Origin of the sequence: Streptomyces sp. NBC_00859 (genome assembly GCF_045161865.1) — a bacterium.
Taxonomy (GTDB): domain Bacteria; phylum Actinomycetota; class Actinomycetes; order Streptomycetales; family Streptomycetaceae; genus Streptomyces.
This window is the reverse complement of record NZ_CP108826.1, coordinates 2,729,256-2,753,407: the sequence shown is the minus strand read 5'-3', so window position 1 is coordinate 2,753,407 and position 24,152 is coordinate 2,729,256. Positions and strand designations below refer to the sequence as shown.

Here is a 24,152-nt window from a genome sequence, read left to right as displayed (position 1 = left end):
CGGCAGGCTCCACCGGGTGACGGCGGCTTCGCCGAGGCGGGGCGGCCTTCACCGGGTGACGCCGGCTTCACCAAGTGACGGAGGGCTCCACACCTTAACGTGGAGTCATGCAGATCTTCGGTGTGGATATCGGCGGATCAGGGATCAAGGGCGCTCCCGTTGACCTGGACCGCGGCGACCTGGCGCAGGAGCGCCACAAAGTGCTGACCCCGCATCCGGCCACACCCGACGGTGTGGCCGACGGGGTCGCCGATGTCGTCAAGAACTTCGACTGGACGGGCACGGTGGGGATCACGTTCCCCGGCGTGGTCACCGGCGGCACGGTCCGTACCGCGGCCAACGTCGACAAGGCCTGGATCGGCGTCGACGCGGCGCAGCTCATCGGCGGCAGACTCGGTCTCCCGGTGACCGTGCTCAACGACGCCGACGCCGCGGGCATCGCGGAGATGACCTTCGGCGCCGGCCGGGACCGCAAGGGCACGGTCATCCTGCTCACCTTCGGTACGGGCATCGGTTCGGCGCTCTTCCGCGACGGCAGCCTGGTCCCCAACACGGAGCTGGGCCATCTCGAACTGCACGGCCATGACGCGGAGACGCGCGCTTCGACCAAGGCCAAGGAGGACGAGGACCTGAGCTGGCACCACTGGGCGCACCGGGTGCAGAAGTACCTGGAACACGTGGAGATGCTGTTCTCGCCCGAGCTGTTCATCATCGGCGGCGGCGTGAGCCGCAAGGCCGACAAGTTCCTCCCCCTGATCGAGGGGGTCCGGGCCGAGATCGTGCCGGCCCAGCTCCAGAACAACGCGGGGATCGTGGGCGCGGCGATGGCGGCGTCCAGCCGCTGAGGCGGGGCCGGTGGACGGGGTGGAGCCGGCGGATCACCCGGGCCGTCGCCGGGCGGTGGGTGCCGCCGGACCAGCCGGGCCGTCACTCGGAGGCGGGTGCCGCCGGATCACCCGGGCCGTCGCCGGGCGGTGGGTGCCGCCGGATCACCCGGGCCGTGGCTCAGCGGTAGCGCCGCCGGATCACCCGGATCTTCCGCACGGTGGCGATCACCCCGGCGACGAGCGTCCCGCCGTACAGCCATCCGGCATTCAGTGCGAGGGTCGTGATCACGGCGACGATGCGGCCGCCGGCCCCACCGGTGCCCCCCGCGATCGGCAGCGTGCCGAAGGCGAACGAGATCGGCACGCTGATCGGCGCGGTGACCAGGTCGGCGGGGCGTACCCAGAGCGCGGTCAGCGCCGCGACCGGCAGGAACAGCAGCCCGTACATGAGCGGCCCGCCGTCGAAGAGCAGCCAGTCCGCACAGCCGACCAGGAACATCACGACGGCGCTGAAGATCCCCCCGCCGAGACCGGTCAGCCGGGGGTTCGGGAACCGGCTCAGCGCGGCGACCGCCGGCGGCGCCGGGCGAGGGCCGCGCACCGGGGCCGCCCGGTAGACGGCCGCCGGTGCGGGGGCCGCGATCGTGCTCTCGGAAGGACCGTCGGGTTGAGTCGTACGAATCCTGGGTCGCTGCTCCACGTGACCAAAGTAGGTCGCAAGGTGGGCGGAATCAGGCGTTGGACACGCGCTTTGGGTGAGCTTGGCGATGAGTTCGATGCCGCGGGGCGCCGGGACCCGCACGACACGCCCGTAAACTGGGGGATCGGCCCACCCCCGGGCCGGTACATCAGCTCTCGCTACGGGAAGTCGCCAACGTGTCGCTCACGATCGGAATCGTCGGTCTGCCGAATGTCGGCAAGTCGACCCTGTTCAACGCCTTGACCAAGAACGACGTGCTGGCGGCCAACTACCCGTTCGCCACCATCGAGCCGAACGTCGGTGTCGTCGGCGTCCCCGACACCCGGCTTGCCGTCCTCGCCGAGCTCTTCGCCTCGCAGAAGGTCATCCCTGCGACCGTCGACTTCGTCGACATCGCGGGCATCGTCCGGGGCGCGAGCGAGGGTGAGGGGCTCGGGAACAAGTTCCTGGCCAACATCCGTGAGTCCGATGCGATCTGCCAGGTCATCCGGGCCTTCAAGGACGAGAACGTCGTACACGTCGACGGCAAGGTCTCGCCCAAGGACGACATCGAGACGATCAACACCGAGCTGATCCTCGCCGACCTCCAGTCGGTGGAGAAGGCCGTCCCGCGCCTCACGAAGGAGTCCCGCCTCCAGAAGGAGAAGGTGGCGGTACTGGCCGCTGTCGAGGCGGCCCAGAAGATCCTCGAAGCGGGCACCACACTGTTCGCGGCGGGCATCACGGCCGACACAGAGCAGGGCCGCCTCCTCCACGAGCTCCACCTGCTCACGACCAAGCCCTTCCTGTACGTCTTCAACGTCGACGAGGACGAGCTGGTCGACGAGGACTTCAAGAACGAACAGCGCGCCCTGGTCGCCCCCGCGGAGGCGATCTTCCTCAACGCCAAGATCGAGTCCGAGCTGATCGAGCTCGACGACGCTGAGGCGCTGGAGCTTCTCCAGTCGATGGGCCAGGAGGAGCCGGGCCTGGCCACCCTGGGCCGCGTCGGCTTCGCCACCCTGGGCCTCCAGACCTACCTGACGGCAGGCCCGAAGGAATCCCGCGCCTGGACGATCAAGAAGGGCGCCACGGCCCCGGAGGCAGCTGGTGTGATCCACACGGACTTCCAGAAGGGCTTCATCAAGGCCGAGGTCATCTCCTTCGCCGATCTGGTCGACACGGGCTCGGTGGCCGAGGCGCGCGCGAAGGGCAAGGCCCGGATGGAAGGCAAGGAGTACGTGATGCAGGACGGCGATGTGGTGGAGTTCCGCTTCAATGTTTAATTGAAGTTTCAACTAAATTCCACGTCCTGTAAAGGTGCAGGTCAAGAGGGGTCCGTCAATCCGAGACGGGCCCCTTTTGCGGCTCCATCGATGGTCGGACGGTGCTTTGGTGCTGGGTGCGGTCCCGGAGGGCCGACTCGGACCACCTGTCGGCACCTGCGGTCACCCCCGGGACGCTGTTCCGTGCTGACATTCCGAACGCACACCAACCCTTGGGGGCGGGCGGTTGTGGGGCCGTCGATCTTGTCGTGATCGGTTCATTTGCCAGAGCGGAGCGCTTGGTTGGACATAGGCTGAGAGGTCTTGTCACAGGTGAGGGCCGGATGTGGCCTGGTCGAGGAGCGGCAGCGTATGAGCGGGCAGGCACGGCGTCGTGAGCAAGTCCCTGAGCAGCTAAAGGCAGCGGCTCGGAAGTCGCCCAACTTTGGGCGGCTCTACGCGATGCAGCCCCTGTTGGCCATCTACGGTGCGCAGGCCGAGCAGTCCGTCTTCACCAACCCCAACGTCTCGTACGTCGCCTCCGGCCAGTTCGGCGAGTTGCTCGCCGCGGAGCTAGTGCAGCGGGCTGGGGTACGCGTCGAGGGAACCCGGCAGATCGACCGGCTGGCAGGACTCCAGCGCGCCGGCCTGCTCCCCGGCCGCACCAGAGATGCCTTCGACACGCTCCGCCGTGGGCGCAACGACGCCGCGCACAATCACCTCTTCGACACCAGCAAGGCCCTCAAGGCCGTCGAGCTCTGCTTCCAGCTCGGCCAGTTCTTCTCCCGGGCGATCGACAACGTACGAGAGATCGCCGCGTTCGTGCCGCCCCAGCTGCCGAGCGAGGTGGCGGGCGGATCCGCCGAGCTAGCCGAGCTCCGCGAGGCGCTCGGTCACTACCAGCGCACCCTCGCCGAGTCCCGAACCCGCCTCAGCGAGGTCGGTGACCGGCTGGAGGCCGAGCGGCGTGGCCGGGAGGAGGCCGAGAGGCTGACCGAGGCGGCTGAGCGGGCCCGTGCCGAGTCCGAGGCGGAGGTGGCCCGCCACCGGGATGAGATCGAGCGGCTCCGGCGCGCCTACCAGGACCGTTACGACCAGGAGCGTCTCAAGCCCCGGTCGGTCACCGTCAATGCTCGTGAGGCGATCGTTGAGCGCGCCCACCGGCCCGAACCGCTCAACGAGGTGCAGGCCCGCGTCCGTATCGACGAGATGCTCGCCCAGGCGGGCTGGACGGTCCAGCACTACAGCGACCTCAACCCACTCGCCTCCCAAGGCGTCGCGGTCCGAGAGTTCAGCCTGGCCACCGGTCGCGCCGACTACGTCCTCTACGTCGATGGCATGATCGTCGGCGTCGTCGAGGCCAAGCGCGAGGGCACTGCCCTGGCCGGCGCCCTCGCGCAGAACGAGCGGTATGCGGGCGGCGTTCTCAAGGAACACTCCATGGCGGTCTGGCGTGAGAAGGAACCGTTCGCCTTCCGTTACGCCACCACCGGCGCCGAGACGTTCTTCCTCAACCGCCTCGACCCGCACGCCCGCTCCCGCCCGGTCTTCGCCTTCCACCGCCCGGAGTCCTTCGCGGCCTGGATGAAGCGCGCCACCGAGCACCCGGACACCCCCACCTTCCGGGCTGCCCTGCGCACCGCGCTGCCGGTCCTGGAGTCGCACGACCTTCGTACGGCCCAGGAAGAGGCGGTCGTCGGCCTGGAGGGGTCACTCGCCCAGGACAAGCCGCGCGCACTGATCCAGATGGCCACCGGCGCAGGCAAGACCTACACCGCGGTCACCGAGTCGTACCGGCTGCTCAAGCATGCGCGTGCGCGCCGCATTCTCTTCCTCGTCGACCGCAACAACCTCGGCCGCCAGGCCAAGGCCGAGTTCGACCGTTACAAGACGCCGGACGAGAACCGCAAGTTCACCGACCTCTACAACGTCGACTCGCTCGGCCGGTCCGGTCTCCAGGAGACCTCCTCCGTCGTCGTCTCCACCATCCAGCGCATGTACGGGCTCCTCAAGGGCGAGCCACTGGAGGACACCGCCGAGGCGGAGGACCGCGAAGACTCCTCCACTCTCGACGAGAACTACATGACCGACCGCCCGGTCACCGTCGAGTACAACCCGGCCGTCCCCATCGAGTCTTTCGACTTGATCGTCATCGACGAGTGCCACCGCTCCATCTACGGGCTGTGGCGCGGTGTCCTGGACTACTTCGACGCCCACCTGGTTGGTCTCACGGCCACCCCGACCCGGCAGACCAAGGGCTTCTTCGACGGCAACATGGTCTCCGAGTACACCTACGAACAGGCCGTAGCTGACGGCGTCAACGTCGACTTCGACGTTGTCACCATGGACTCCTCGATACGCGAGGACGGCGGCGCGAAGATCGACAAGGGAACGACGGTCCGTATCCGCGACCGAAAGACCCGGGCCCAGCGTTACGAGGAGCTGGACGAGGACTTCACGTACACGGTCGGCCAGATCGGCCGCACAGTAATCGCCGAGGATGAGATCCGGGCCGTCCTCACCGCGTACAAGAACAACTGGAAGCGCTGGTTCCCAGGCCGGACCGAACTACCCAAGACGCTAGTCTTCGCGGCGACCGACGACCATGCGGACGAGGTGTTGAAGCAGGTCAAGGAGGTCTTCGGGCGCGGAGACGCCTTCGCCAAGAAGATCACCTACCGCTCCCGGGATAAGGGCGACGACCCCGAGCAGCTCGTCAACGACCTGCGGAACTCGCCGTTGCTGCGGGTCGCCGTCACGGTCGACATGATCGCCACGGGTACGGACGTCAAGGCCCTGGAGTGCGTGATCTTCCTGCGGGCCATCCGCAGCCCCGTCCTCTTCGAGCAGATGAAGGGACGCGGCGCCCGCACGATCGACGCCGACGACCTGAAGGCGGTTACCCCGGACCCGGCCGCTGACCTCGCCAAGGACCGTTTCGTCCTGGTCGATGCGGTGGGCGTCACTGCCTCGCCGCTGGTCGACACGCGCCCGATGCTGCCGCCGGACGGCGGCAGTCTCAGCCTGGCCAAGTTGATGGACAAGGCGGGCAGCCGCTCGCTGACGGCCGAACAGGCCGAGACACTCGGGCGTCGACTGGCCCGGCTTGACCGCAAGCTCACGAAGGAGGAGCGGGAGCGGATCGAGCAGGCGTCGGGCGGAGTGCCACTGGCGAAGGTGGTCCGGAAGATCGCCAACGCGGTGGACGTCGACACCCAGGATCGGGCATACCGGGAGGGCGGCGCGGACCACGCGCGGCGACTGGTCCACGACTCGGTCGAGACCCTGACCACCCACCCGGAACTGCGGAAGCTGATCATCGGCATCAAACAGCAGCACGACCTCACGTACGACGCGACGACCGAGGTCACGCTGAAGATGAACGAGGTCCCGAGGGAGGAGCGGGCGGCGAAGGAGCTGGCGGAATGGCGCCAGCTCCTGGACAGCCGCAAGCGCGACGAGGCGGCGGCGGAGGCGATCGCCCTCCAGGTGATCCTCGGCAGCGGATCGCGAGTCCGGCCGCAAGAGGCGCGGGCCCACCTGAAGGAGCTGATGGCCTCCATTAAGGCGACCAAGCGGACCTGGACACCGAAGGTCATCTGGGACCACTACGAGCTGGTCGGTGAGGCGACGGAGTCGTTGTCGAAGACGGCTGGCCTTGGCGACCTTATGAACCTCGTCCGCTACACGCTCGGCGCGGACGACCAGCTTCGCCCGTACCGTACGGTGGTCGAGGAGCGCTTTGAGGGTTGGCTGCTGCGGCAGAGCCAGGCGGGTGCGGAATTCACGGATGACCAGCTGTGGTGGCTGCGCCGAATCAAGGACGCGATCGTGGTCGACCTGGGCATGGAACGCGAGGACTTCGGCCACATGCCGTTCTCCGAAAAGGGCGGCGGCCCGGGCTTCGCCAACGCCTTCGGTGGCAGGAACCAGGCGCTGGAACTGTTGGACGAGCTGAATCGGGAATTGGCTTGAGCAAGGGAATGGGCGATTTGCCGGAGGGGTGGGTCTGGGCGGAACTCGGACAGATCGCTTCGTCCGTCAAGAATGGGATGTACGTGTCACGCCCTGGCACGGAGCCGAACGGTACGCCGATTCTTCGGATTGGTGCTGTAAGGTCGATGCGGCTCAATCTGGCCGACCTGAGGTACACCGGGTTGGACTGGCGAGAAGTGCTGGATCAGGCGGGCGACGCTGTTCCCGGGGACCTGCTGTTCACTCGGTACAACGGAAACCCCGAATACGTAGGTGCCGGGGCCAGGGTTCCGGAGGGGGCGCCGCAACTTGCTTATCCCGACAAGCTGATCCGGGTGCGCGTGCCTTCCGATGTTGTGGACTCCCGGTTCCTTACCTATGCGTGGGCGTCGTCGCAGGTTCGTGAGCAAGTGCGAGGTCAAGTCAAGACATCTGCTGGGCAAGCGGGAATCTCTGGTGCGTCTTTGAAGCGCATCAAGGTTCCGGTTCCGCCGCTCGCCGAACAGCACCGCATCGTCGAGGCCCTCGAAGAGCAGCTCTCCCGCCTCGATGCGGCCGCCAGGTCCGTCGAAGCCGCGACACGGCGGGCTGAGGCACTCGGGAAGTTGCTTAATAGTCGTGCGGTAGCCGATGCCGATTCCAGGAGTGAGTTTCCTCTCCCGCTGAATGTGGGTGAGGTACGCAGTAGCACTAAGGGTTCAGCTGACAGGAAATGGAAACCTACGGATCCGATCAACATTTCTGGCTTCGTCGAGTCCTCGAGATGGCCGACGGTCAGTCTCGGTGACCTTGCCGTTGGTCGAGGGTATGGGACGTCCGTTAAGTGCTCCTATGAAGGAACGGGGACTCCTGTTCTGCGAATTCCGAATGTGCAGAAAGGGGTTGTTGACCCTGGGGATATGAAATTCGCCGAGGACTCTACCATGGATCTCTCGGATTATTTTGTGCGCTCCGGAGATGTTCTCTTCGTTCGCACCAATGGAAGTCCGAGCCTCATTGGGCGAGTAGGTGTGGCTGAAAAGGATACTGACGTTGCGTTTGCTTCGTATCTCATTAGGTTTCGCCTTAACCTCAAGGTCGTAGATCCCCGCTGGGTGCGACTGGTGACGCAGAGCGAGATTTGGCGGAGGCATCTCGAGCGAGTTGCGGCGTCTTCCGCAGGTCAGTTCAATCTGAATTCCTCACGCTTGGCGGAGCTTCCGATTCCGCTTCCTTCGGTCGACGAGCAGAGGTCGATCGTCGAGCAGGCGGAGTCGCAGGCGGAGGAAGTTCAGCGGGTTAAGGACGTTCTCCGGCGTTCCGATCGCCAAGCGCACCATCTTCGCGTCAGTCTTCTGCGTAATGCCTTCGAGGGGCGGCTGACGGATCAGGACCCCACCGACGAACCGGCCACCACTCTCCTTGCCCGCATCGCTGCCGAGCGCAACACCGCCAAGCCCTCCCGAACGGCGAAGCGCGCCGCGCGTCCCCGAAAGGGGGTCGCCGCGGCCAAGGTAACCGAGGCCCTCGCCCCCACCCCAACCCCCGCCCCCATTACTACCGTTCAGCAGGAGCTCTTCCAGTGACCGCCTCCGCTACAGACGATGCCGTCGCGCCCTCCTCCGAAGGCGTCCCCCTCGCCGAGACGGCGAAGTCCAAGAAGGCCGCCGCGCAGACCAACAGGCTGGTCGCGAAGCTCTGGAACTACTGCAACGTCCTCCGTGACAATGGCATGTCCACCATCGAGTACGTCGAGCAGCTCTCGTACCTGCTGTTCCTGAAGATGGTCGACGAGATCGAGAAGGACGAGTGGGGTGGCCGCGACCTCAGCGCCCTTGTGCCCGTCGACTACAACTGGAAGTCGCTCGTCAGCAAGCGGGGTCCCGAGCTCGAAGCGCACTACCGCGCCATCCTGGAGCACCTCGGCCGTAAGCCCCACACCACCATCGGCACGATCTTCGCCGACGCGCAGAACCGGATCACCAAGCCCGCCCTGCTCGAAAAGCTGGTCGTCGAGCTGATCGGCCGCGAAGAGTGGACCGTCACCGGGACCGACCTCAAGGGCGACGCCTACGAGGGCCTGCTCGCCAAGGGCGCCTCGGACACCAAGACCGGCGCCGGCCAGTACTTCACCCCGCGCGCGCTCATCGACGCCATGGTGGACGTGACCCGCCCCGGCCCGGACGACACCATCACCGACCCCGCGTGCGGCACCGGCGGATTCCTGATCGCGGCCCACGCGTACGTCACCCGGCACCACGTCCAGGACATGGACATTGACGTCCGCAAGGCGTACGACAGCGGGTCCAAGATCTGGGGTAACGAGCTGGTCACCGGCACCGCTCGACTCGCCGCCATGAACATGCTCCTGCACGGCATCGGCAAGAGTGACGGCCCGAGTCTGATCGACGTCGGGGACGCGCTCGCCGAGAAGCCGAGTGGGCGGCACGCCTCTCTCGTCCTCGCCAATCCGCCCTTCGGCCGGAAGTCCGCGATCACTGTGATCGGCCAGGACGGTGAGCTCGAGAAGGAGGACGTCCAGTACGAGCGTGACGACTTCACGGCCACCACGACCAACAAGCAGCTCAACTTCCTTCAGCACATCATGTCTTTGACGGCAGTCAACGGTCGGGCCGCCGTCGTCCTCCCGGATAACGTCCTGTTCGAGGGCGGCGCGGGCGAGAAGGTCCGCCGCAAGCTCCTTGACGAGTTCGACCTGCACACGATCCTGCGCTTGCCCACCGGCATCTTCTACGCGGGCGGTGTCAAAGCGAACGTACTGTTCTTCGACAAGAAGCCCCCGCGTGCTGACGGCAAGCCGCACACCACCGTCACCTGGGTCTACGACTTCCGCACCGGCCAGCACTTCACCATGAAGCAGCGCCCGCTGACCCGCGCCCACCTGGACGACTTCGTCGCCCAGTACAAGGCAGGCGAGCCGGTGACCGCCCGCGTCGCGGACGAGGACGAGAACGGCTGCTGGAAGCCGTACGCGTACGAGGACTTGATCGGGCGCGACAAGGTCAACCTCGACATCACGTGGATGAAGGACCCGGCCCTGGAGGACGCGGACAGCGACCTGGAGCCGGAGGTCATCGCCGAGGAGATCGTGCGCGATCTTCAGTCCGCCCTGGCCGAGTTCACGGCCATCGCGAAGTCCTTGGGCGCGGATGTTGATGTACCGGAGGCAGAAGAGGTCTGACGATGGCCGAAAGGGCGGCGTCACAGCGCTGGAGTGCCGCAATGCCGAGTGCCTTGCGGCCCTCGGCTTTCCCGCGCAGTTACTGTCGGCTATTCCATTAGAGGTGGCGATGCCGAAGTCCCTACGATGCACTGGCCCGATGATGGAGCAGTCGCCGCAGACATCACGGCGGACATCCCTGGGCCAACCCGTACGTATCACGGAGCGCTCCAGGAGCCTGCTATAAGGGAGGGAAGAGCCGGATCCGGAGCTGAACCGATCAGATCGAGCCACAATCTGACCGTGATCCGAAAAGCCGCTTGACCAGCCTCTGTGCAGTACAGGGAACATCGGGAGTCCACGTTCCGGAGCTCTCCGTTCTCCCTACGCGCCGAACAGAGGTATGCATGGCCATCGCGCACCCCCAGACCCGTCAGTTCGAATCGTTCGTCACGAACTTGTCGTACGCACGCAAGATGGTGCGAGCTGGGCAGGCGCTGGAGGTGCTCAGCCCCAAGGGCATCGACACCGCCGATTTCTACCGAGCCGCCTGGGTGCAGTCCATCGCCGCCCTCGAACACTGGGTACAAGAAGAGGTGTTGCGCCGGGTCGCCGAGGAAGCGGCCAAGGACGATCCGGACATGCCGCGTAAGCTTCGTGAATACCCGTTGCCGCTGCATTGCGTGGAGCAGGTGCAGCGGGGCGAGACGACCACAGCCGAGGTGGTCGCGGAACGGGTACGCCAGGACATCGCCCACCAGACCCTGCAGAACCCGGACGCCATCGCGAAGGTGATGGCGCTCGTTACCGATGTCAAGGTGTGGCGTGAGGCAGCGAAGTGGGTCAACCGGTGGAGCCAGTACCGGACTTCATACGACGAAAAGCGACTACGCGGCCAGTACGTCCTGCTGCTCCGCCGCCGAAACCAGATCGCACACGACGCGGATCTGATCGACGGTGACCTCAAGCAGCGCCGTCCGATTGGCGAGGCTGATGTCACAGACGCGCTGAACTGGATTGAGCGGATTGCTCTCGCGCTTGCATACGCGCTGGAGGGGGACGCGTCCAAGCCGTCGCAACATCCGACGCCGATCCCGGCTCCGGACGGGACTGAGGAAGCGTCAGGTGGAGATCAGCTGGACGTCGACTGACTGACTGACTGGCTGATTGATGGTGGGCCCTGTGAATGCATCTTCGGGTGCTTTCAACCCTCGGGTTTGACCTTCGGCCATGCGACCCGCCGGTTCATGTAGCTGACTGCTTACTGGCGCCGTCGATCTGGCGATGATGAGGCATGTTCGCCGGAAAGTGCGGATTAGCGGCGAGTGTCTTGCCTATATGTGAGGTGATGGCGACGATCTCAAGGACAGACGTCCGGCAGATCGGAGCGTTGGGTGGCGCGCGTCTTTCAGAGGTGCAAGCGGGATGTCCGTGATCGGAACTATCCCCGCATGCGTTCAGATGCGGTCACGCGTGGACCGTGCGGTATCGGGAGCCAGGCGGCAGGCGAGGGCGGCAGCGAGAGAAGTCGTTCCCACGAAGGATCGGCCTGGACGGTGCGGACGCTTTCGCTGCCGTCGTGGAGAAGGATAAGAAGGCCCGTGTCTGCATCGATCCTGCGCGCGGCGCCATGTCCTTGTCGGTCTGGGCTGAGGAGTGGTTGGAGCGACGAGCCATCGGAGAGGCGACTCGCTGCAACTACGAAGGGTTCATCCGCAACCATCTCGTGCCGAGCCTTGGTCGTAAGCCCCTGGCTGGGCTGGCGCGCCGGGACTTTGAGAAGTTCGTCAAGGACATCTACCGAGGCGGTGCAGGGCTAGCTGCATCGACGGTGAACGACCGGATGGTGATGGTAGCCGCCATCATGGAGGCGGCCGTCGTGGACAAGCGCATCACGGAGAACCCGGCCCGGGGCATCCGGATCTCCCGCAGGGACGCGCTGGCGGTGGACGCGGACGAAGTTCCGACGTCAGCTGAGGTCGATCTGATCGCTGCGCACATTGCGCCATGGTTCCGCCTCACCGTCTACCTTCAGTCCGGGACAGGCCAGCGCCCCAGCGAAGTGCTGGCCTTCTCCACCGAGTGCAGGCGGCCTGGCTACGTCAGGATTCGATGGCAGGTCAGTGCCAAGGCGCACCGTGAGGACTGCCAGACACCGTTTGTGCCGCTCAAGCATCGGCTGGAGAAGGAGTGCCGAGACGTCCCAACCGCCATGTTCGTTGAGGAGGAGATCAACGCGCACCTCCTGAAGTGGAAGCCGGTGCCCGTCGTCTTCACTGGTCAGAAGGGGAAACGGATTCGGCTTGAGACCTTCTTTGCTCCACGTCAGCCTGGCGCTGGCGTGATGCCGTCCATCGCGTCCTACGGCTACCAGTTCAAGAAGGCATGCCTCTCGGCCGGCCTTGTCGATCTGGACGGCAATGCCAAGTACACGCCCCGGAGCCTGCGGCACTTCTTCGCCTCGACTGCTCTGGCTAACGGTGTGCCAATCCATGAGGTCTCGCGCTGGCTCGGGCACCGTTCGGTCAAGACGACGGTCGACATCTATGGGCATCTGCTGCCCAGCGGGTGGGACCGTTGCCGGGAGGTACTGCAGCGCGCCATGCGGCCCGCGCCCCCGGATGCGACGTCCCTGCCGTCGGAGGAGGCGAGCTGGAGCGCTGACACTCGAGCTGCGTAGGCGTACGAGGGCCGCCTGGTCGGCGTGGTGTTGGGATCGAGTACCCGTGCTGGGATGGTGCTGGGATGCCCCTGCAAAACCCGCGTTTCCACAGATGAGAGCCCTGTACTACAGATTCCGCTTCAAGGTGTAGCCGCTGACCTATCACCACGTCGCTGATCTGGCTAACGCCCAGGTCAGCGAGGGCCCGACTCTTTGGAGTCGGGCCCTTGGTTTTTTCCCGTGCTGGGATGGTGCTGGGATAGCTGACCCCTCGTCGCCTGTCGTCATCCCTGGTCATCCGTGCCGTGCTGGGGTCGTGCTGGTATACGGGTGGCTGCCCGTGCTGGGATTGCCCGGCAGCCCTTGAGGAGGATGTGATCTGGCTCCGGAAACGACGCAACTCCTTCGCGCACCGGTTGATCGATGACGTTGACCTCCAGTGGCAAGGGCACGTTCCGGACTGGGACTTCGACGGCGGGGCAGCGGACGAAGCCCTGCTAGGGGTCGGGCAGATTGCGTCGCTGCTGGAGGAGGGCTGGGAACAGCAACTGCTAAGTGCTGGGAGGTGACCTGTCCTCTGCCCTAGGTTGTCACCGCCCACGCCTTGGGTGCAGCATCGACGAGTGTCTGCACCTCGAAGGCGCCGATCTTTGGGTCACGTAGCAGGGTGTCTAGGCGAGTGCAGTCCACCTCGGGCGATCGGAGTTCCGGCAGTTCCGGGTGATCGTATGTACCTGTACCGATGAGCAGCGCCCCACGGTTTCCGTTGCCGAACGATTGGGCGGTCATATCGTCAGGACTGCTCGGCAGAGCGCTCTTCGGAGTGACTCTCGGTAGAACTCTCGCGGTGAGCGAGGAACTAGGGCCTGTCTCGTCGATCAGTGTCACGTGGCCGCACCGGCTCAAGTTGCCGCCAGCTGCGCTCCGGGTTACTTTCGATACGCAACCGTAGCGTATCGAAATTAGGAGCCGGAGTGGCGAGCCCATCGAGTGACCCGCGGGCCGGGCGCACGGACGAGCCGTCCGTCATGGGGCGGCCACGTGACACGAGCCGTGGCGTGGCCATCCTTGAGGCGACCCTGTCGCTGCTGACCGAGGTGGGGTACGAGCAGCTGTCCATGGAGGCGGTCGCGAGTCGCTCCGGGTCGGCGAAGACGACGATCTACCGCCGCTACCACGACAAGGCCGCGCTCGTCGCCGCCGCCGTCGAGCACCGTGCACAGGCCACGCCTCCCGAGCCCGCCACGGACACTCTCCGGGAGAACCTGCTCGGCCTCGTCTCCTGGCTGGCCCGGCAGATCGCCGAGCAGGAGATCGGCCTGCTCGGCGCACTGTTCGCCGGGATGCGCAGCGACGCGCGGCTCGCGGAGGAAATGCGCCGCATCCTGCGCCGCGACGAGGCCGCGATGACCGACGAGCCGCTGCAAAAGGCGGTCCGGAACGGAGAACAGCTCACCCCTCGCGCCGCTGGCCTCTTCGCCGAGGTCGCCCCGGCGGTCATCGTGCACCGCATCGTGATCGCGGGCGAGCCGTGCGACGACCCGTTCGTCGCCCACCTCGTCGACGACATTCTGCTGCCGCTCCTGCGCACCCACTGACCCCAGCCCACGCCCGCACGCGCCGAAGCGCGCGGCGGGAACGAGAGGAACCCCTCACATGATCGTCATCACCGGTGCGACCGGTGCGCTCAACGGCGCCACCGTCGAACACCTCATCAAGCGCATGCCCGCCGAAGAGATCGGCGTCAGCGTCCGCGACCCTGCCAAGGCCCAGCACTTCGCCGACCGCGGGGTGCGCGTGCGCCAGGGCTCCTACGAGGACCCGGCCGCGCTGCGGCACTCCTTCGAGGACGCCGAGCAGGTCCTGCTTGTCTCCTCCAACGACCCGCACGCCGACGCCGTCGCGCTGCACCGCGTCGGCATCGACGCCGCCGTCGCGGCGGGAGCCCGCCGTATCCTCTACACCAGCCACCAGGGCGCCGGCGCGGACAGCCCCTTCCACCCGGCGCGCGACCACGCCGCCACCGAGCGGCTCCTGGCCGACTCCTGCGTCGCCTGGACCGCGTTGCGCAACGGCTTCTACGCTCACAGCCTGGGCTGGCTGCTGGGCCCCTGGCAGCAGACCGGCACCATCAATGCCCCGGCCGACGGCCCCGTCTCCTGGACCGACCGCGCCGACGCCGCCGAAGCGGCAGCGGTGATCCTCGCCGGGGAGCGCGCCTTCGATGGCCCGGTCACCCTCACCGCCCGTCAGGCCGTCACCTTCGACGAAGTCGCCGCCCTGGCCTCCGAGAAGACCGGCCGCGACATCACGCGCGTCACGCCCGGCGACGAGGAGTGGATCGCGGCCAAAGTCGCCGCGGGCACCCCGGAGGCGATGGCACGGATGACACTCACCACCTTCCTGGCCGCCCGCGAAGGCCGCTTCGCCGGAGTCGACCCGCTGCTCGCCGAACTCCTCGGCCGCGAACCCCGGACCGTGACCGACCAGCTCGCAGCGGACATCGACGCTGCCTGAACGGAGGGGCTCACGGCGTGCTCAGCAGGGGGGATTTCACCGATGACGAATGGACGGTGCTGGAGCCGCTGCTCCCCATAAGCAACGGCCGCTGCGGCCGGTGGAGAGACCACCGCCAGGTGATCAACGGGATCATCCACCGACTGGGCGCCGGCTGCGCAAGGGGTCGGCTCTTTCGGGAGTCGACCCTCGCCGGCTTCCGTGCTGGACTGGTGCTGGATATCCTGACGCTTCGTCACCTGTGCGCTCTTGTCTGCCTTAGTCGGCAAGCGGTTCGAGCATCGGCTGGAAGGCGGAGTTCTCTTCGTCTGAAACGTGCGGGAGGAAGCCGTCGGGGGCGGTGCGGGCGGCAGTGGCGAGGAGTCGGTCCAGGACTTCCTGCTCGGTGGCCGGGGGAAGCCGAAGCGTGGCGAGGAGACGGTCGCGGATGGCGGGGTGGTCCGGGTGGTCTTCGAGGTAGTCGGAGCTGAGGGCCGGGGGTCGGAAGCCGGCCAGTGCGTCGTGCCAGGACGGGAGGGCGACGGTGAGGGTCAGGGCCTCGGCGAGCGACTCGGCGATCAGGGAGGCCTGCCCCTCGGAGTCGGTGTAGAGGACAGGGCGGGCGCCGTCAGGGACGGCCGGGCCGCAGAGGTAGTGGGTGCCGCCCGCGTTACAGCCGGCGACAGGCTCCACCGGGAGGCCGTTGGGCAGGGCTATCGGCTCGATCGGGTCGGTGCGGGCGAGGTCGAACTCGCCGTCGCCGGCCAGGTAGGAGGCGACCTCCGGATGCGCGGCGATCCTGCGGAGCAGGGCGTTGTCCGAGAGTGCGGCCGGGTTGAGAACTGCGGCGACCGCAGGGGTGAGGGGATGTCCAGCGAGGATGTGGCGGACGGCTTCGAGGGGGACGGGGCGCTCGTAGTAGTCCTCGAAGTGGGCCTGGACGGCCTCGGGGGAGCGGTCGGCGAGGAGGTGGAAGAGGAAACCGGAGCCGTCCGGGTCCTCGCTGCCGGGCGGGAAGTCAATGCCCGAGCCGGTGCGCCAGGCCGTGTCGCCGACCTCCCGCCACAGGCAGACAGTGACCCGAGGGGCGTCGATGTCCTCATCGTGGAAGGCGGGGTCGTCCAAAAGCGGGCGCAGTGCGGCGGGCACTTCGTCGATGACTCCGGGCCAGACCTGCTCGTCGTCCGTCCCGTACGGGCTCATTGCCGACTCGTGGTCGAAGCCGCGTATGAGCACGCCGGCCGGGGTGAAGAGGACAGAGAAGTCGTCCCCCGAGCCGTTCTCCATCGAGGCTGCCTCTTCGCCGGGGCCCCAGGCGGCGTCGAAGGTGTAATGGCAGTACCGCGGATCTTCGGCGATCGCAGTCTCCAGGACGGCCAACGCGCGCAGGTGGGAGCGGAGTTCGACTGGGGCGGGAAGGAGGGTGGCGATCGCGTGCACGGTACTCATGGCGTCATGAAAGCAGTCGCCACTGACAACCCGGCCTGCTGGTCCGGACGGCGGCGTCCCTAACTCCAGCGGATCCTGGCCGACCGCACGTGCCTTGGCTCAGGATCAGGTGTCGTACACGGTGGAGCGATGCCCGATATGCACGACCCACACCACCAACTCACCGTTGTCGATCGTGCAGACGACTCGATAGTCACCAACTCGTAGCCGGCGGCGTTCCGGCTGGGATACGAGTGCGGTGGTGCTGAAGCCGAGCGGGTCGCTTTCCAGCTCGGTCAGTTTGGCCAGGATGCGCAGCGCCATGTCGTGAGGGATCTTGCGGAGTTCGGCCTGAGCCTCAGGCCGGAAGACGGTGCGGTACTCACTCATTGCGCGCCAGCGTCTCCCTCATGACGTCCTCAATCGGAATGCCCGCTGCCGGATTCGCCATGCGCTCGTCGATGATCCGGTTGATCTCGCGCTCTTCCCACTCCTGGTACTTCCGGAGTACCTCGATTGACACGACGGCGGCGACCTCCTTGCCTCGGCGCGTGATCACGGTGGGTACGTCATCTCGGTCGGCCCGCTCCACGACCTCGGCCAGGTGTGCGCGCACATCGCGGATGGACTCTATGGGCAAGGGCTGCGTCATGCGCTCAAGTGTACCGAGTGTCTCATGTGTACACAATGCACGGTCGATCCGCCCTGGTCCTTTGCTGCGACCTGGCATGCTGGATGAATTACTACGGTGCGGGATTGGTGCTGGATAGGTTCTTCAGGATCCCCGACGGCGACTTCGGCATGAGCGCCTCGGGGAGCGAGCTGCCGATGGGGCGCGGAGCCCGGTACCGCCGACTGAGCCGGGGCCTCACCACGTTGCTGATCCGGCGCACTCCCGGTTCAGCCGGCAGGGGCCCGGCCGGCACCAGCACCGTGTGTACGGGCGGGCATACGGGACGGTGGTTTCGCATTCCTGGCCTCTGCTACCGTGCCCCGGGATCGACGATCACAGGGGGGACGGATGGGGGCCGTCAGTCGATCGAGGGCTGAGCAGCGGCGTCAAGCGAGGATCCTTCGCTATTGGCGGGCCGTGGAGTATTTCTCGCCGCCGAAGGTCGACCCGGCGGATCCACGCAAGAACCTCGTCGCAGTGGGGCCGAATCGGCCACTGCCCTGGGAACCCGGTTCCTCCATCAGCCGGACCGCGCCGCGGCCGAGCCTCGTCTGGCAGCACACGGTCTACGCCGGGATCTTCGCGGTCGGCAAGGTGCGTGACGTCCTGTTGCAGGCCTTCCGTGCCCCGGATTCCGAGCAGGACCTCGATGGCCGGTTCGGCGGCGACAGCGCCGTGCTCTGCTTCACCGTGAACCAGGACGGGCTGCTGATCAAGGACAGTGTCACCCTGTCCTCGTGTGCGTGGGCGGTCGGGCGGACTCTGCACCCCGGGCCGCACGGCGACCAGTGGCTGACCGGTTTCGACGAGGACAGCACGAGTCTGCTGCAGCGGCTGCTGGATCTCGGCGACGGGAAGATCGAAGTCGATCGTCGGCCGGCGGCCGGCTCTGCGTCACCGCAGCCAGGGCCCGGCCCGGTCGCGGGGATGATGTCCCGCCTGGTCGTCAGCGCGGCGAAGAGCGGGCTCGGGGCCGCGGCAGGGGTGGTGGGTGCCGGGCTGGGGCCTGTGGTGGGGGCGGTGGCCACCAAGGTGGTCGAGCAGGCCGGCGGCGACTTGATCGATTCCGCTGCGGCCCGGTTCGCCGGCCGCACCTCTGGCGACAGCGCCGCGTCCGGCCAGGGTCCGGACAGCAGTGCAGAGGAAGCGGAACAGCCCGAGGAGGAGCCGGAAGGGCCTCCGCCCGAGGTGGGCACGAAGGTCCTGGACGTACATGACCTGGCCGCCGTCACCCGGTGGGTGGTCGAGCAGCTCGGCGTCGCCGAGGCTCTCGTGCCCAACGCGATCCGCGTCAAGAGCTACCAGGTCGCGGCCCGGCACGCGGATGAGACAGGCGGTGACGTCTTCCTCAACAGCTTCTACGCCGACGATCTGGAACGGGTCGCCAGTGCTCTCCAGGCCGAACAGACCGACCGGACCGGCACCGCGCTGCTGGATTACCTGCGGGCCGAGGCGGATCTGGATGCGATGGACCGGTTCGACGTGCGGCGCCTGCCCGAGGTCGTTCTGGAGAATGTGCAGCCGTCCAGCATGCCCTTGGGGCGGTGGCCGGCGGACACCGACAAGCCGCTGGTGCTCAGTCAGCAGTTCGCGGTCAACCGGATCCTGGCGAGTCTCGGGCAGGACGACGGCCGCGGCATCTACGCGGTCAACGGACCACCCGGCACCGGCAAGACAACCATGCTGCGCGACCTGATCGCGGCCTTGGTGGTCCAGCGGGCCGAACGGTTGGCCGTCCTGGAACGACCGGAGGACGCCTTCGCACGAAAGCCGCGCACATGGCGCACGGAAGAGAGCGCCGGCAAGACCTACCCGCGCACCATCCACCCCCTGATCCCTGAACTCACCGGCTTCGAGATCGTGATCGCTTCGTCCAACAACGGGGCGGTGGAGAACGTCACCCTGGAAGTCCCCGGCGCGCGGGCGATCGGTGACGCGTGGCAAGGACGCGCCGACTACCTTGCCGGTCCCGCCAGCCTGGCGCTGGAGGAAGACGCCTGGGGCGCGATTGCCGCACGTCTGGGCCGGCGCAGCAATCGTTCCGATTTCGTCGAGCGCTTCTGGTGGGGCGAGCAGGCCAAGGGCAACAGCAGACCACGGCCGCAGGGGAGCGGGGACCGCCCGCTCCTGGGCCTGCACAAGATGTTGCAGCTGCAGGAGAGTCACGTCTCCACGTCCTCACGGAGCACCACGGGCACCAGCCCTGTCGCCGACGGGACGGCGCCGCTCGGGCAAGGGACCTGGGCGCAGGCGGTCCGGCGCTTCGTCCAGGCCCGCAGCCGCGTGCGCACGCTGGCCGGAGAGCGGCAGGAGATCGCGGATCTGCTCGCCCGGCTGGCCGGCCCCGACGCCCTCCTGGACGAACTGGTGGCCTGGGAATCCGGCGCCCGTGACACCCTCCTGCTCCTGCAACAGGAACAGCGGCGAGCCGAGGACGAAATGGCCGGCCACCGGGAGGAACACGTCCGGCGCCAGGACGCGACATCCTCCGTGCGAACCCGACTCGACCTCGCCGAAGCCGCAGTCCGCCGGGGCGAGGAAGACGTCAGGACAGCGGAGTCGGCACTCCACGCCCACGACGCGGGCAAACCGGGCCTGGTGAGGAGGATGGTCACCCGCGAGCCCATGCGGCGCTGGGAGACCGGGCGTCTTCCACTCCAGGCGGATATGGAGGCCGCCGATGCCCGTCTTGCCGGGCTTGAGTCCGCGCGGACCGCACGGCACACGGCTTTGCGCTCTGCACAGGGGGCACTGGATCAGGCATTGGCCGCGATCATGCGCACCGAGGCCCGGCTCACCGCGTGCCGCCAGGCACGTGAGCGACAGGCCGCCGCCACCTCCGAGGCCGGGCAGCAGGTTGCCCGCCGACGGCGCGAGCAGGAAGCCGAGCAACGCCGGCTGACGGCGGCCAAGGAGCGGTGGGGCGGATGTGTGCCGGGACCCGAATGGCGGGCGTCCCTCGATGACCGTCAGGCGATGGAGACCCGGGAGAAGTCAGCGCCCTGGATGGATGCCGCCTTCGCCGAGGCGCGCTCGGAGCTCTTCCTCACGGCCCTGGACCTGCACCGCGCGTTGCTGGCCACTGCACCCGAGCGCATGCGGAAGAATCTGCGGGCCGTGATGGAGGTGGTCAAGGGGCAGGCGCCGGCGGACCTGGACGCTGAAACGGTGCTGGCCGCCTGGCAGTTGCTGTTCCTGGTGGTCCCTGTCGTTTCGACGACCTTCGCATCGCTGGGCCGTATGTTCGCCCAGCTGGGCAGTGAGGCCCTGGGCTGGCTGTTCGTCGACGAGGCAGGCCAGGCCGCCCCGCAACAGGTGGTCGGCGCCCTGTGGCGCGCCCGCCGCGCCGTTGTCGTCGGGGACCCGCTGCAGCTCGAACCCGTGGTCGCCCTCCCGTGGACGGGCCAGCGGCGCCTGGCCGGACACTTCGCGGTGGACCGCCAGTGGGCGCCCGCCGCCGCCTCCGTCCAGACCCTCGCCGACCGGCTGAATCCGTACGGCACCTGGCTGCAGGACCAGGACGGCGAGGACATCTGGCTCGGCTCCCCCCTGCGGGTGCACCGTCGCTGCGACCGTCTGATGTTCGACGTCAGCAACAAGATCGCCTACGACGGGATGATGGTCTACGGAGTCGATCGGGACCAGGACGACTTCCCGCTGGCGCAGCGCAGTGTGTGGTGGGACGTCCGCGCACTACCGGGCGAGGAGAAGTGGAACCCCGAGGAAGGAAGGGCCCTGGAGATCACCCTCGACCGGATCCGCACTCGTATCGACGAGGCGGTCGGACAGGAGGGGCTCGACACCGGTGAGGCGTTCCCCGGCGACGCTGTGGGAGGCGGCCCCGCCGCAGAGGGAAAGCGTCGCCTGAACGAATCGGTCTTCGTCGTCAGCCCGTTTCGTGACGTCGTGCACGGCCTCGGCAAGGTGGTGGGCGGGGCTCTCACCTCCAAACGCTACGGCACGGTGCATACCACGCAGGGCAAGGAAGCGGACATCGTGATCCTGGTGCTGGGCACCGGTGCCCGCCAGACGGGGCCTCGGAACTGGGCCGCTCAGAAGCCCAACCTCCTCAACGTCGCCGTCACTCGCGCCCGTCGGCGCCTCATCGTCATCGGCGACCTCGATGCCTGGTCACGCCACCGCTATTTCAAGGACCTGGCGCAGCACGAGCTGATCCACAGATGGACCCCCGAGCGCTGAGCCGGGGCCCCTGACAACGGCACGGTCGGTCCTGGGCCGACATCTCCGAACGCGATGCCCCGCCGGCATCGCAGGGAGCCGGTGTCCTGGACCGCGCTGCTCTCCTGACCTGCACGCAGATGCGTGGGGGCGATTGGCGTGGGCAGAGTTGGGGGATGACGACGACGCTCGGTGCCTTTGTGCTCGGTACGCCCGATCCGCCCGTCCTGGCCGACTTCTACCGGGCCCTGCTCGGGTGGCAGGAGGTCGATCGGCGGCCGGAGTGGGTCCGGCTGCGGGCTCCGGAACGGGAACGCCCGGGGCTCAGCTTCCAGCTGGAAACCGGCCACACGCCCCCGGTGTGGCCTCCGCGCCCCGGAACCCAGCAGATGCAGGGGCACCTGGACGTGCAGGTCGACGACCTGGAGGCGGAGACCGAGCGAGCCTGCGGGCTGGGCGCGACGCTGGAGGAGCACCAGCCGCAGGAGGACGTACGGGTCATGCGCGACCCCCACGGCCATCTCTTCTGCCTGTTCCTTCCGGGCGCCTGACGGGGGGTGGCAGTCAGTTCTCGCAGGGTCCGTAGAAGTGGCTCAGGCCGTCGGCGGAGAGTGGGCGGTGCGTGTGGCCCGCGGCGTCGATGCCGGTGACGGCGTACTCGGGAGTGGCGGCGGACAGTCCCTTCGCGGTACCCAGACGCGCCGTGATCTCCCACATCCCGTCGCCGGCGTACTCGATGACCGCGAGGTCGGCGCGCCGGTCGTGGTTGTAGTCGGTGACGCCGATGGCAGTGGTCTCGTCCAGGTGGATCCGCTGTGTGCGCTTGCGGGTGCCCCCGTGGGTGAGCGGGCCCAGCTTCACGGTGGCGAGCTCGGCGCCCATCGGGTCGTCGCCCTCGGGTTCCTTGCTGGCGAAGAGGGCGAGATCGAGAGTGCCGTCACCGTTGAAGTCGCCCACGGCAGCGCCCTGATGGGCGGTACGGGCGCCGACGAGCTCCGCTGCGGAGACGGGTTCGGCCAGGTGTCCGGAGGCGTCGCCCCGCTCCAGGGTAAGCGGCTTGTCGTCCGCGCGGGCTTCCGTTATGCGGTCAGGGTGTCCGTCGCCGTCGAGGTCCCCGATCAACTTGCCCGAGGACAGGCACGGCCTCGGCGCTTCCTTGCCGGACGGGGCCGTGGCAGCGGTGGTGCAGCCCGTGGTGGCAGACAGGACGGTCATGGTCAGCGCGGCGACTGCGGCGGCCTTGGTGTGCTTCACGTGGTGCCTTTCCCTGCGCGGTGGCGCGCGGTACCCTCCGCCGGACGCTGCCCGGGAGCTGAGAAGCCGGAGAGGCCTCACATCCCTCTCCGCCCTTCCGCTTATGGGATGTCCGCCGGAGTCCAGAAGTTCCTGTTGCCCGCGTTCCGAGGCGCGGCGGGAGCACCCGGTCGGGGCGCAGGCATACGGCGAGCGCGGCGGCCCCGCCCCAGGCGCGGAGCGACCCTCAGGCGCGCAAGGTCACCTCGTGCGGGCCGTTGAAGGCTGCCAGGCACCGCACGGTCCGGGGCGTCCGCAGCCCGTCGTGCTGGGTGAAGAGCTCACGCGCGGCTTCGTACCGCACCTCGTTGCCCGCCACCCGCGCCACCTCGTCGTACAGCTGGTGGAGAGCGTCGGTCATTCCCTCGGCGTTGTCGGCTCCCGCGCCCCAGACGTCCCACAGCAGCGTTTCGGTGCGGTTGAGTGCCGCGAGGTCCAGCCGTACGTTGCCCGCGACGAACCACTCGCCGATCAGTGAGGCCTCGGGGATCAGGAGCCCGAACGTCTTCGGGTCGGCCTCGCCCGCGCGGATCGCCCGCCACGCCTCGCCCGCGACCAGGAAACGGTCGCGCGGTACGTCCATCGGATCGAACGGCACCGCGTAGCGCGCCGCGATCGCGGGGTCGGTGAGCTCCGCGTCGGCGAGCAGCCAGCCCCGGCGGGCGTCCCAGTACTCGGTGACGACATGGTCGTGGTGGAAGCCGTCCGTGCCGAAGTAGTCGGCGAACCCGGACCGCAGCCTGGCCGGTACTCCCGCGTGGCGCAGGAACGAGCAGTGCAGCAGGGCGATGTCGCGGCAGATGCCGACGAACCGGTCGGCGGGAACCCGGGGTTGGGGCAGCGGTGCGTCGTTCCGGCCGGTGATGATCCGCAGGATGTCGTCGATGTAGCGGGTCTCGGCGTCGTTGTGGAGGCGGTCCTGGGGGATGGTGTATCCGAAGTCGTCGCCCTCCAGTCGGTGGATCACCAAGCCCCGCGCGGCAAGGGCGAGTTCGGCAGGGTCGGCGGGCAGCGAGGAATACAGCGGTGCGAGGGTCCCGGGGTCGGAGAAGGCGCTCTGGGTCGTGTAGTACGCGGCGGCATCCGGCGCGAGGCTGGCGGACGGCATGGCGGGGCCCCCAAGGAGATTCGGCCACAAGTTCGATTACCGGGCCGGTGGGCCCACCGTGCCAAATTTCCCCGACGGGTGTCCAGGCTTCTGGGGGACTGCCCGGCGGGCCGCCCGCTCCAGCGAGTGCAGGGCGAGGAGCAGGACCCCGATGTCGTCCAGCAGGATCGGATCGGGGAGCAGGTCCACCGGGCTGATGGTGTAGATCAGCGCACCCCAGAAGGCGAGTTTGTTCTGGAGGGGGATGCCCGCGTCCCGCAGGAAGCGCCGGGCGCGGAACAGGCGTACGGCGAGGACGACCGTGACCACAAGCGTTGCCAGAACCGCGAGAGCGATCACTGTCAGCAGTGCCTTCGAGTGGAGGTCCATGGCTCTACAGGTACCCGGTGCCCGCAACGCCACGCCGG

Annotated in this window: 18 protein-coding genes; 11 read left to right on the top strand and 7 right to left on the bottom strand. The window is 67.6% G+C overall.

Features of this window, described 5'->3' with window-relative positions:
• Positions 1-107: 107 nt before the first annotated feature.
• Complete coding sequence (gene ppgK / locus OG584_RS11590; protein ID WP_405777652.1) at positions 108-845, top strand: polyphosphate--glucose phosphotransferase; 738 nt, start codon at positions 108-110, stop codon at positions 843-845.
• A 160-nt stretch (positions 846-1,005) separates the two neighbouring features.
• On the opposite strand, the gene OG584_RS11585 is transcribed toward ppgK, so the two are convergent.
• Entirely contained in the window at positions 1,006-1,470 is a 465-nt protein-coding gene (locus tag OG584_RS11585) for a DUF6542 domain-containing protein (protein WP_405784004.1), read from the bottom strand.
• Between the two features lie 233 nt (positions 1,471-1,703).
• Between OG584_RS11585 and ychF the strand changes: the two genes are divergently transcribed.
• From ychF to OG584_RS11545, 8 genes are all read left to right on the top strand, one after another.
• On the top strand, positions 1,704-2,792 hold the full coding sequence (gene ychF, locus OG584_RS11580) for a redox-regulated ATPase YchF (protein WP_405777650.1): 1,089 nt from the start codon (positions 1,704-1,706) through the stop codon (positions 2,790-2,792).
• Between the two features lie 441 nt (positions 2,793-3,233).
• Complete coding sequence (locus OG584_RS11575) at positions 3,234-6,746, top strand: DEAD/DEAH box helicase family protein (RefSeq protein WP_405777648.1); 3,513 nt, start codon at positions 3,234-3,236, stop codon at positions 6,744-6,746.
• A complete protein-coding gene (locus tag OG584_RS11570) occupies positions 6,743-8,311 on the top strand; it encodes a restriction endonuclease subunit S (protein WP_405777646.1) in 1,569 nt (522 codons plus the stop codon). The genes OG584_RS11575 and OG584_RS11570 overlap by 4 nt, the downstream gene beginning before the upstream one ends.
• Positions 8,308-9,927, top strand: coding sequence for an N-6 DNA methylase (locus OG584_RS11565; protein WP_405777644.1), 1,620 nt, complete (start codon positions 8,308-8,310; stop codon positions 9,925-9,927). The genes OG584_RS11570 and OG584_RS11565 overlap by 4 nt, the downstream gene beginning before the upstream one ends.
• 386 nt (positions 9,928-10,313) lie before the next feature.
• On the top strand, positions 10,314-11,057 hold the full coding sequence (locus OG584_RS11560; protein WP_405777642.1) for a hypothetical protein: 744 nt from the start codon (positions 10,314-10,316) through the stop codon (positions 11,055-11,057).
• 428 nt (positions 11,058-11,485) lie between these two features.
• The gene (locus tag OG584_RS11555) at positions 11,486-12,586 is read left to right on the top strand and encodes a tyrosine-type recombinase/integrase (protein ID WP_405777640.1); all 1,101 of its coding nucleotides are present in this window, start codon (positions 11,486-11,488) and stop codon (positions 12,584-12,586) included.
• 956 nt (positions 12,587-13,542) lie between these two features.
• A complete protein-coding gene (locus OG584_RS11550) occupies positions 13,543-14,166 on the top strand; it encodes a TetR/AcrR family transcriptional regulator (protein ID WP_405777639.1) in 624 nt (207 codons plus the stop codon).
• A gap of 58 nt (positions 14,167-14,224) precedes the next feature.
• On the top strand, positions 14,225-15,085 hold the full coding sequence (locus OG584_RS11545; protein WP_405777637.1) for an NmrA family NAD(P)-binding protein: 861 nt from the start codon (positions 14,225-14,227) through the stop codon (positions 15,083-15,085).
• Between the two features lie 258 nt (positions 15,086-15,343).
• Here the strand turns inward: OG584_RS11545 and OG584_RS11540 are convergent, their stop codons facing one another.
• The 3 genes from OG584_RS11540 to OG584_RS11530 all read right to left on the bottom strand — a co-directional run bounded on the left by OG584_RS11540 (position 15,344) and on the right by OG584_RS11530 (position 17,144).
• Entirely contained in the window at positions 15,344-16,513 is a 1,170-nt protein-coding gene (locus OG584_RS11540) for a hypothetical protein (RefSeq protein ID WP_405777635.1), read from the bottom strand.
• 105 nt (positions 16,514-16,618) lie between these two features.
• Complete coding sequence (locus OG584_RS11535) at positions 16,619-16,882, bottom strand: type II toxin-antitoxin system RelE/ParE family toxin (protein ID WP_405777633.1); 264 nt, start codon at positions 16,880-16,882, stop codon at positions 16,619-16,621.
• A complete protein-coding gene (locus OG584_RS11530) occupies positions 16,875-17,144 on the bottom strand; it encodes a type II toxin-antitoxin system Phd/YefM family antitoxin (RefSeq protein WP_405777631.1) in 270 nt (89 codons plus the stop codon). The genes OG584_RS11535 and OG584_RS11530 overlap by 8 nt, the downstream gene beginning before the upstream one ends.
• Before the next feature lie 438 nt (positions 17,145-17,582).
• On the opposite strand from OG584_RS11530, the gene OG584_RS11525 reads away from it, so the two are divergent.
• A complete protein-coding gene (locus OG584_RS11525) occupies positions 17,583-21,365 on the top strand; it encodes an AAA domain-containing protein (RefSeq protein WP_405777629.1) in 3,783 nt (1,260 codons plus the stop codon).
• 155 nt (positions 21,366-21,520) lie between these two features.
• Positions 21,521-21,895 carry a VOC family protein gene (locus OG584_RS11520; RefSeq protein WP_405777627.1) on the top strand — a complete coding sequence of 125 codons (375 nt, stop codon included), beginning with the start codon at positions 21,521-21,523 and terminating at the stop codon, positions 21,893-21,895.
• A gap of 13 nt (positions 21,896-21,908) precedes the next feature.
• Here the strand turns inward: OG584_RS11520 and OG584_RS11515 are convergent, their stop codons facing one another.
• The 3 genes from OG584_RS11515 to OG584_RS11505 form a co-directional block, all read right to left on the bottom strand.
• Positions 21,909-22,598 carry an FG-GAP repeat domain-containing protein gene (locus tag OG584_RS11515; RefSeq protein ID WP_405777625.1) on the bottom strand — a complete coding sequence of 230 codons (690 nt, stop codon included), beginning with the start codon at positions 22,596-22,598 and terminating at the stop codon, positions 21,909-21,911.
• Between the two features lie 226 nt (positions 22,599-22,824).
• Positions 22,825-23,745, bottom strand: a complete 921-nt coding sequence (locus OG584_RS11510; protein WP_405777623.1) for a transglutaminase-like domain-containing protein — start codon at positions 23,743-23,745, stop codon at positions 22,825-22,827.
• 36 nt (positions 23,746-23,781) lie between these two features.
• A complete protein-coding gene (locus tag OG584_RS11505) occupies positions 23,782-24,114 on the bottom strand; it encodes a YkvA family protein (RefSeq protein ID WP_405777621.1) in 333 nt (110 codons plus the stop codon).
• Positions 24,115-24,152: the final 38 nt, after the last annotated feature.

Coding starts and splice junctions, on each gene's coding strand:
- ppgK (WP_405777652.1), top strand. CDS start 108: ATGCAGATCTTCGGTGTGGATATCGGCGGATCAGGGATCAAGGGCGCT.
- OG584_RS11575 (WP_405777648.1), top strand. CDS start 3,234: ATGCAGCCCCTGTTGGCCATCTACGGTGCGCAGGCCGAGCAGTCCGTC.
- OG584_RS11560 (WP_405777642.1), top strand. CDS start 10,314: ATGGCCATCGCGCACCCCCAGACCCGTCAGTTCGAATCGTTCGTCACG.
- OG584_RS11545 (WP_405777637.1), top strand. CDS start 14,225: ATGATCGTCATCACCGGTGCGACCGGTGCGCTCAACGGCGCCACCGTC.
- OG584_RS11540 (WP_405777635.1), bottom strand. CDS start 16,513: ATGAGTACCGTGCACGCGATCGCCACCCTCCTTCCCGCCCCAGTCGAA.
- OG584_RS11535 (WP_405777633.1), bottom strand. CDS start 16,882: ATGAGTGAGTACCGCACCGTCTTCCGGCCTGAGGCTCAGGCCGAACTC.
- OG584_RS11530 (WP_405777631.1), bottom strand. CDS start 17,144: ATGACGCAGCCCTTGCCCATAGAGTCCATCCGCGATGTGCGCGCACAC.
- OG584_RS11520 (WP_405777627.1), top strand. CDS start 21,521: ATGACGACGACGCTCGGTGCCTTTGTGCTCGGTACGCCCGATCCGCCC.
- OG584_RS11510 (WP_405777623.1), bottom strand. CDS start 23,745: ATGCCGTCCGCCAGCCTCGCGCCGGATGCCGCCGCGTACTACACGACC.
- OG584_RS11505 (WP_405777621.1), bottom strand. CDS start 24,114: ATGGACCTCCACTCGAAGGCACTGCTGACAGTGATCGCTCTCGCGGTT.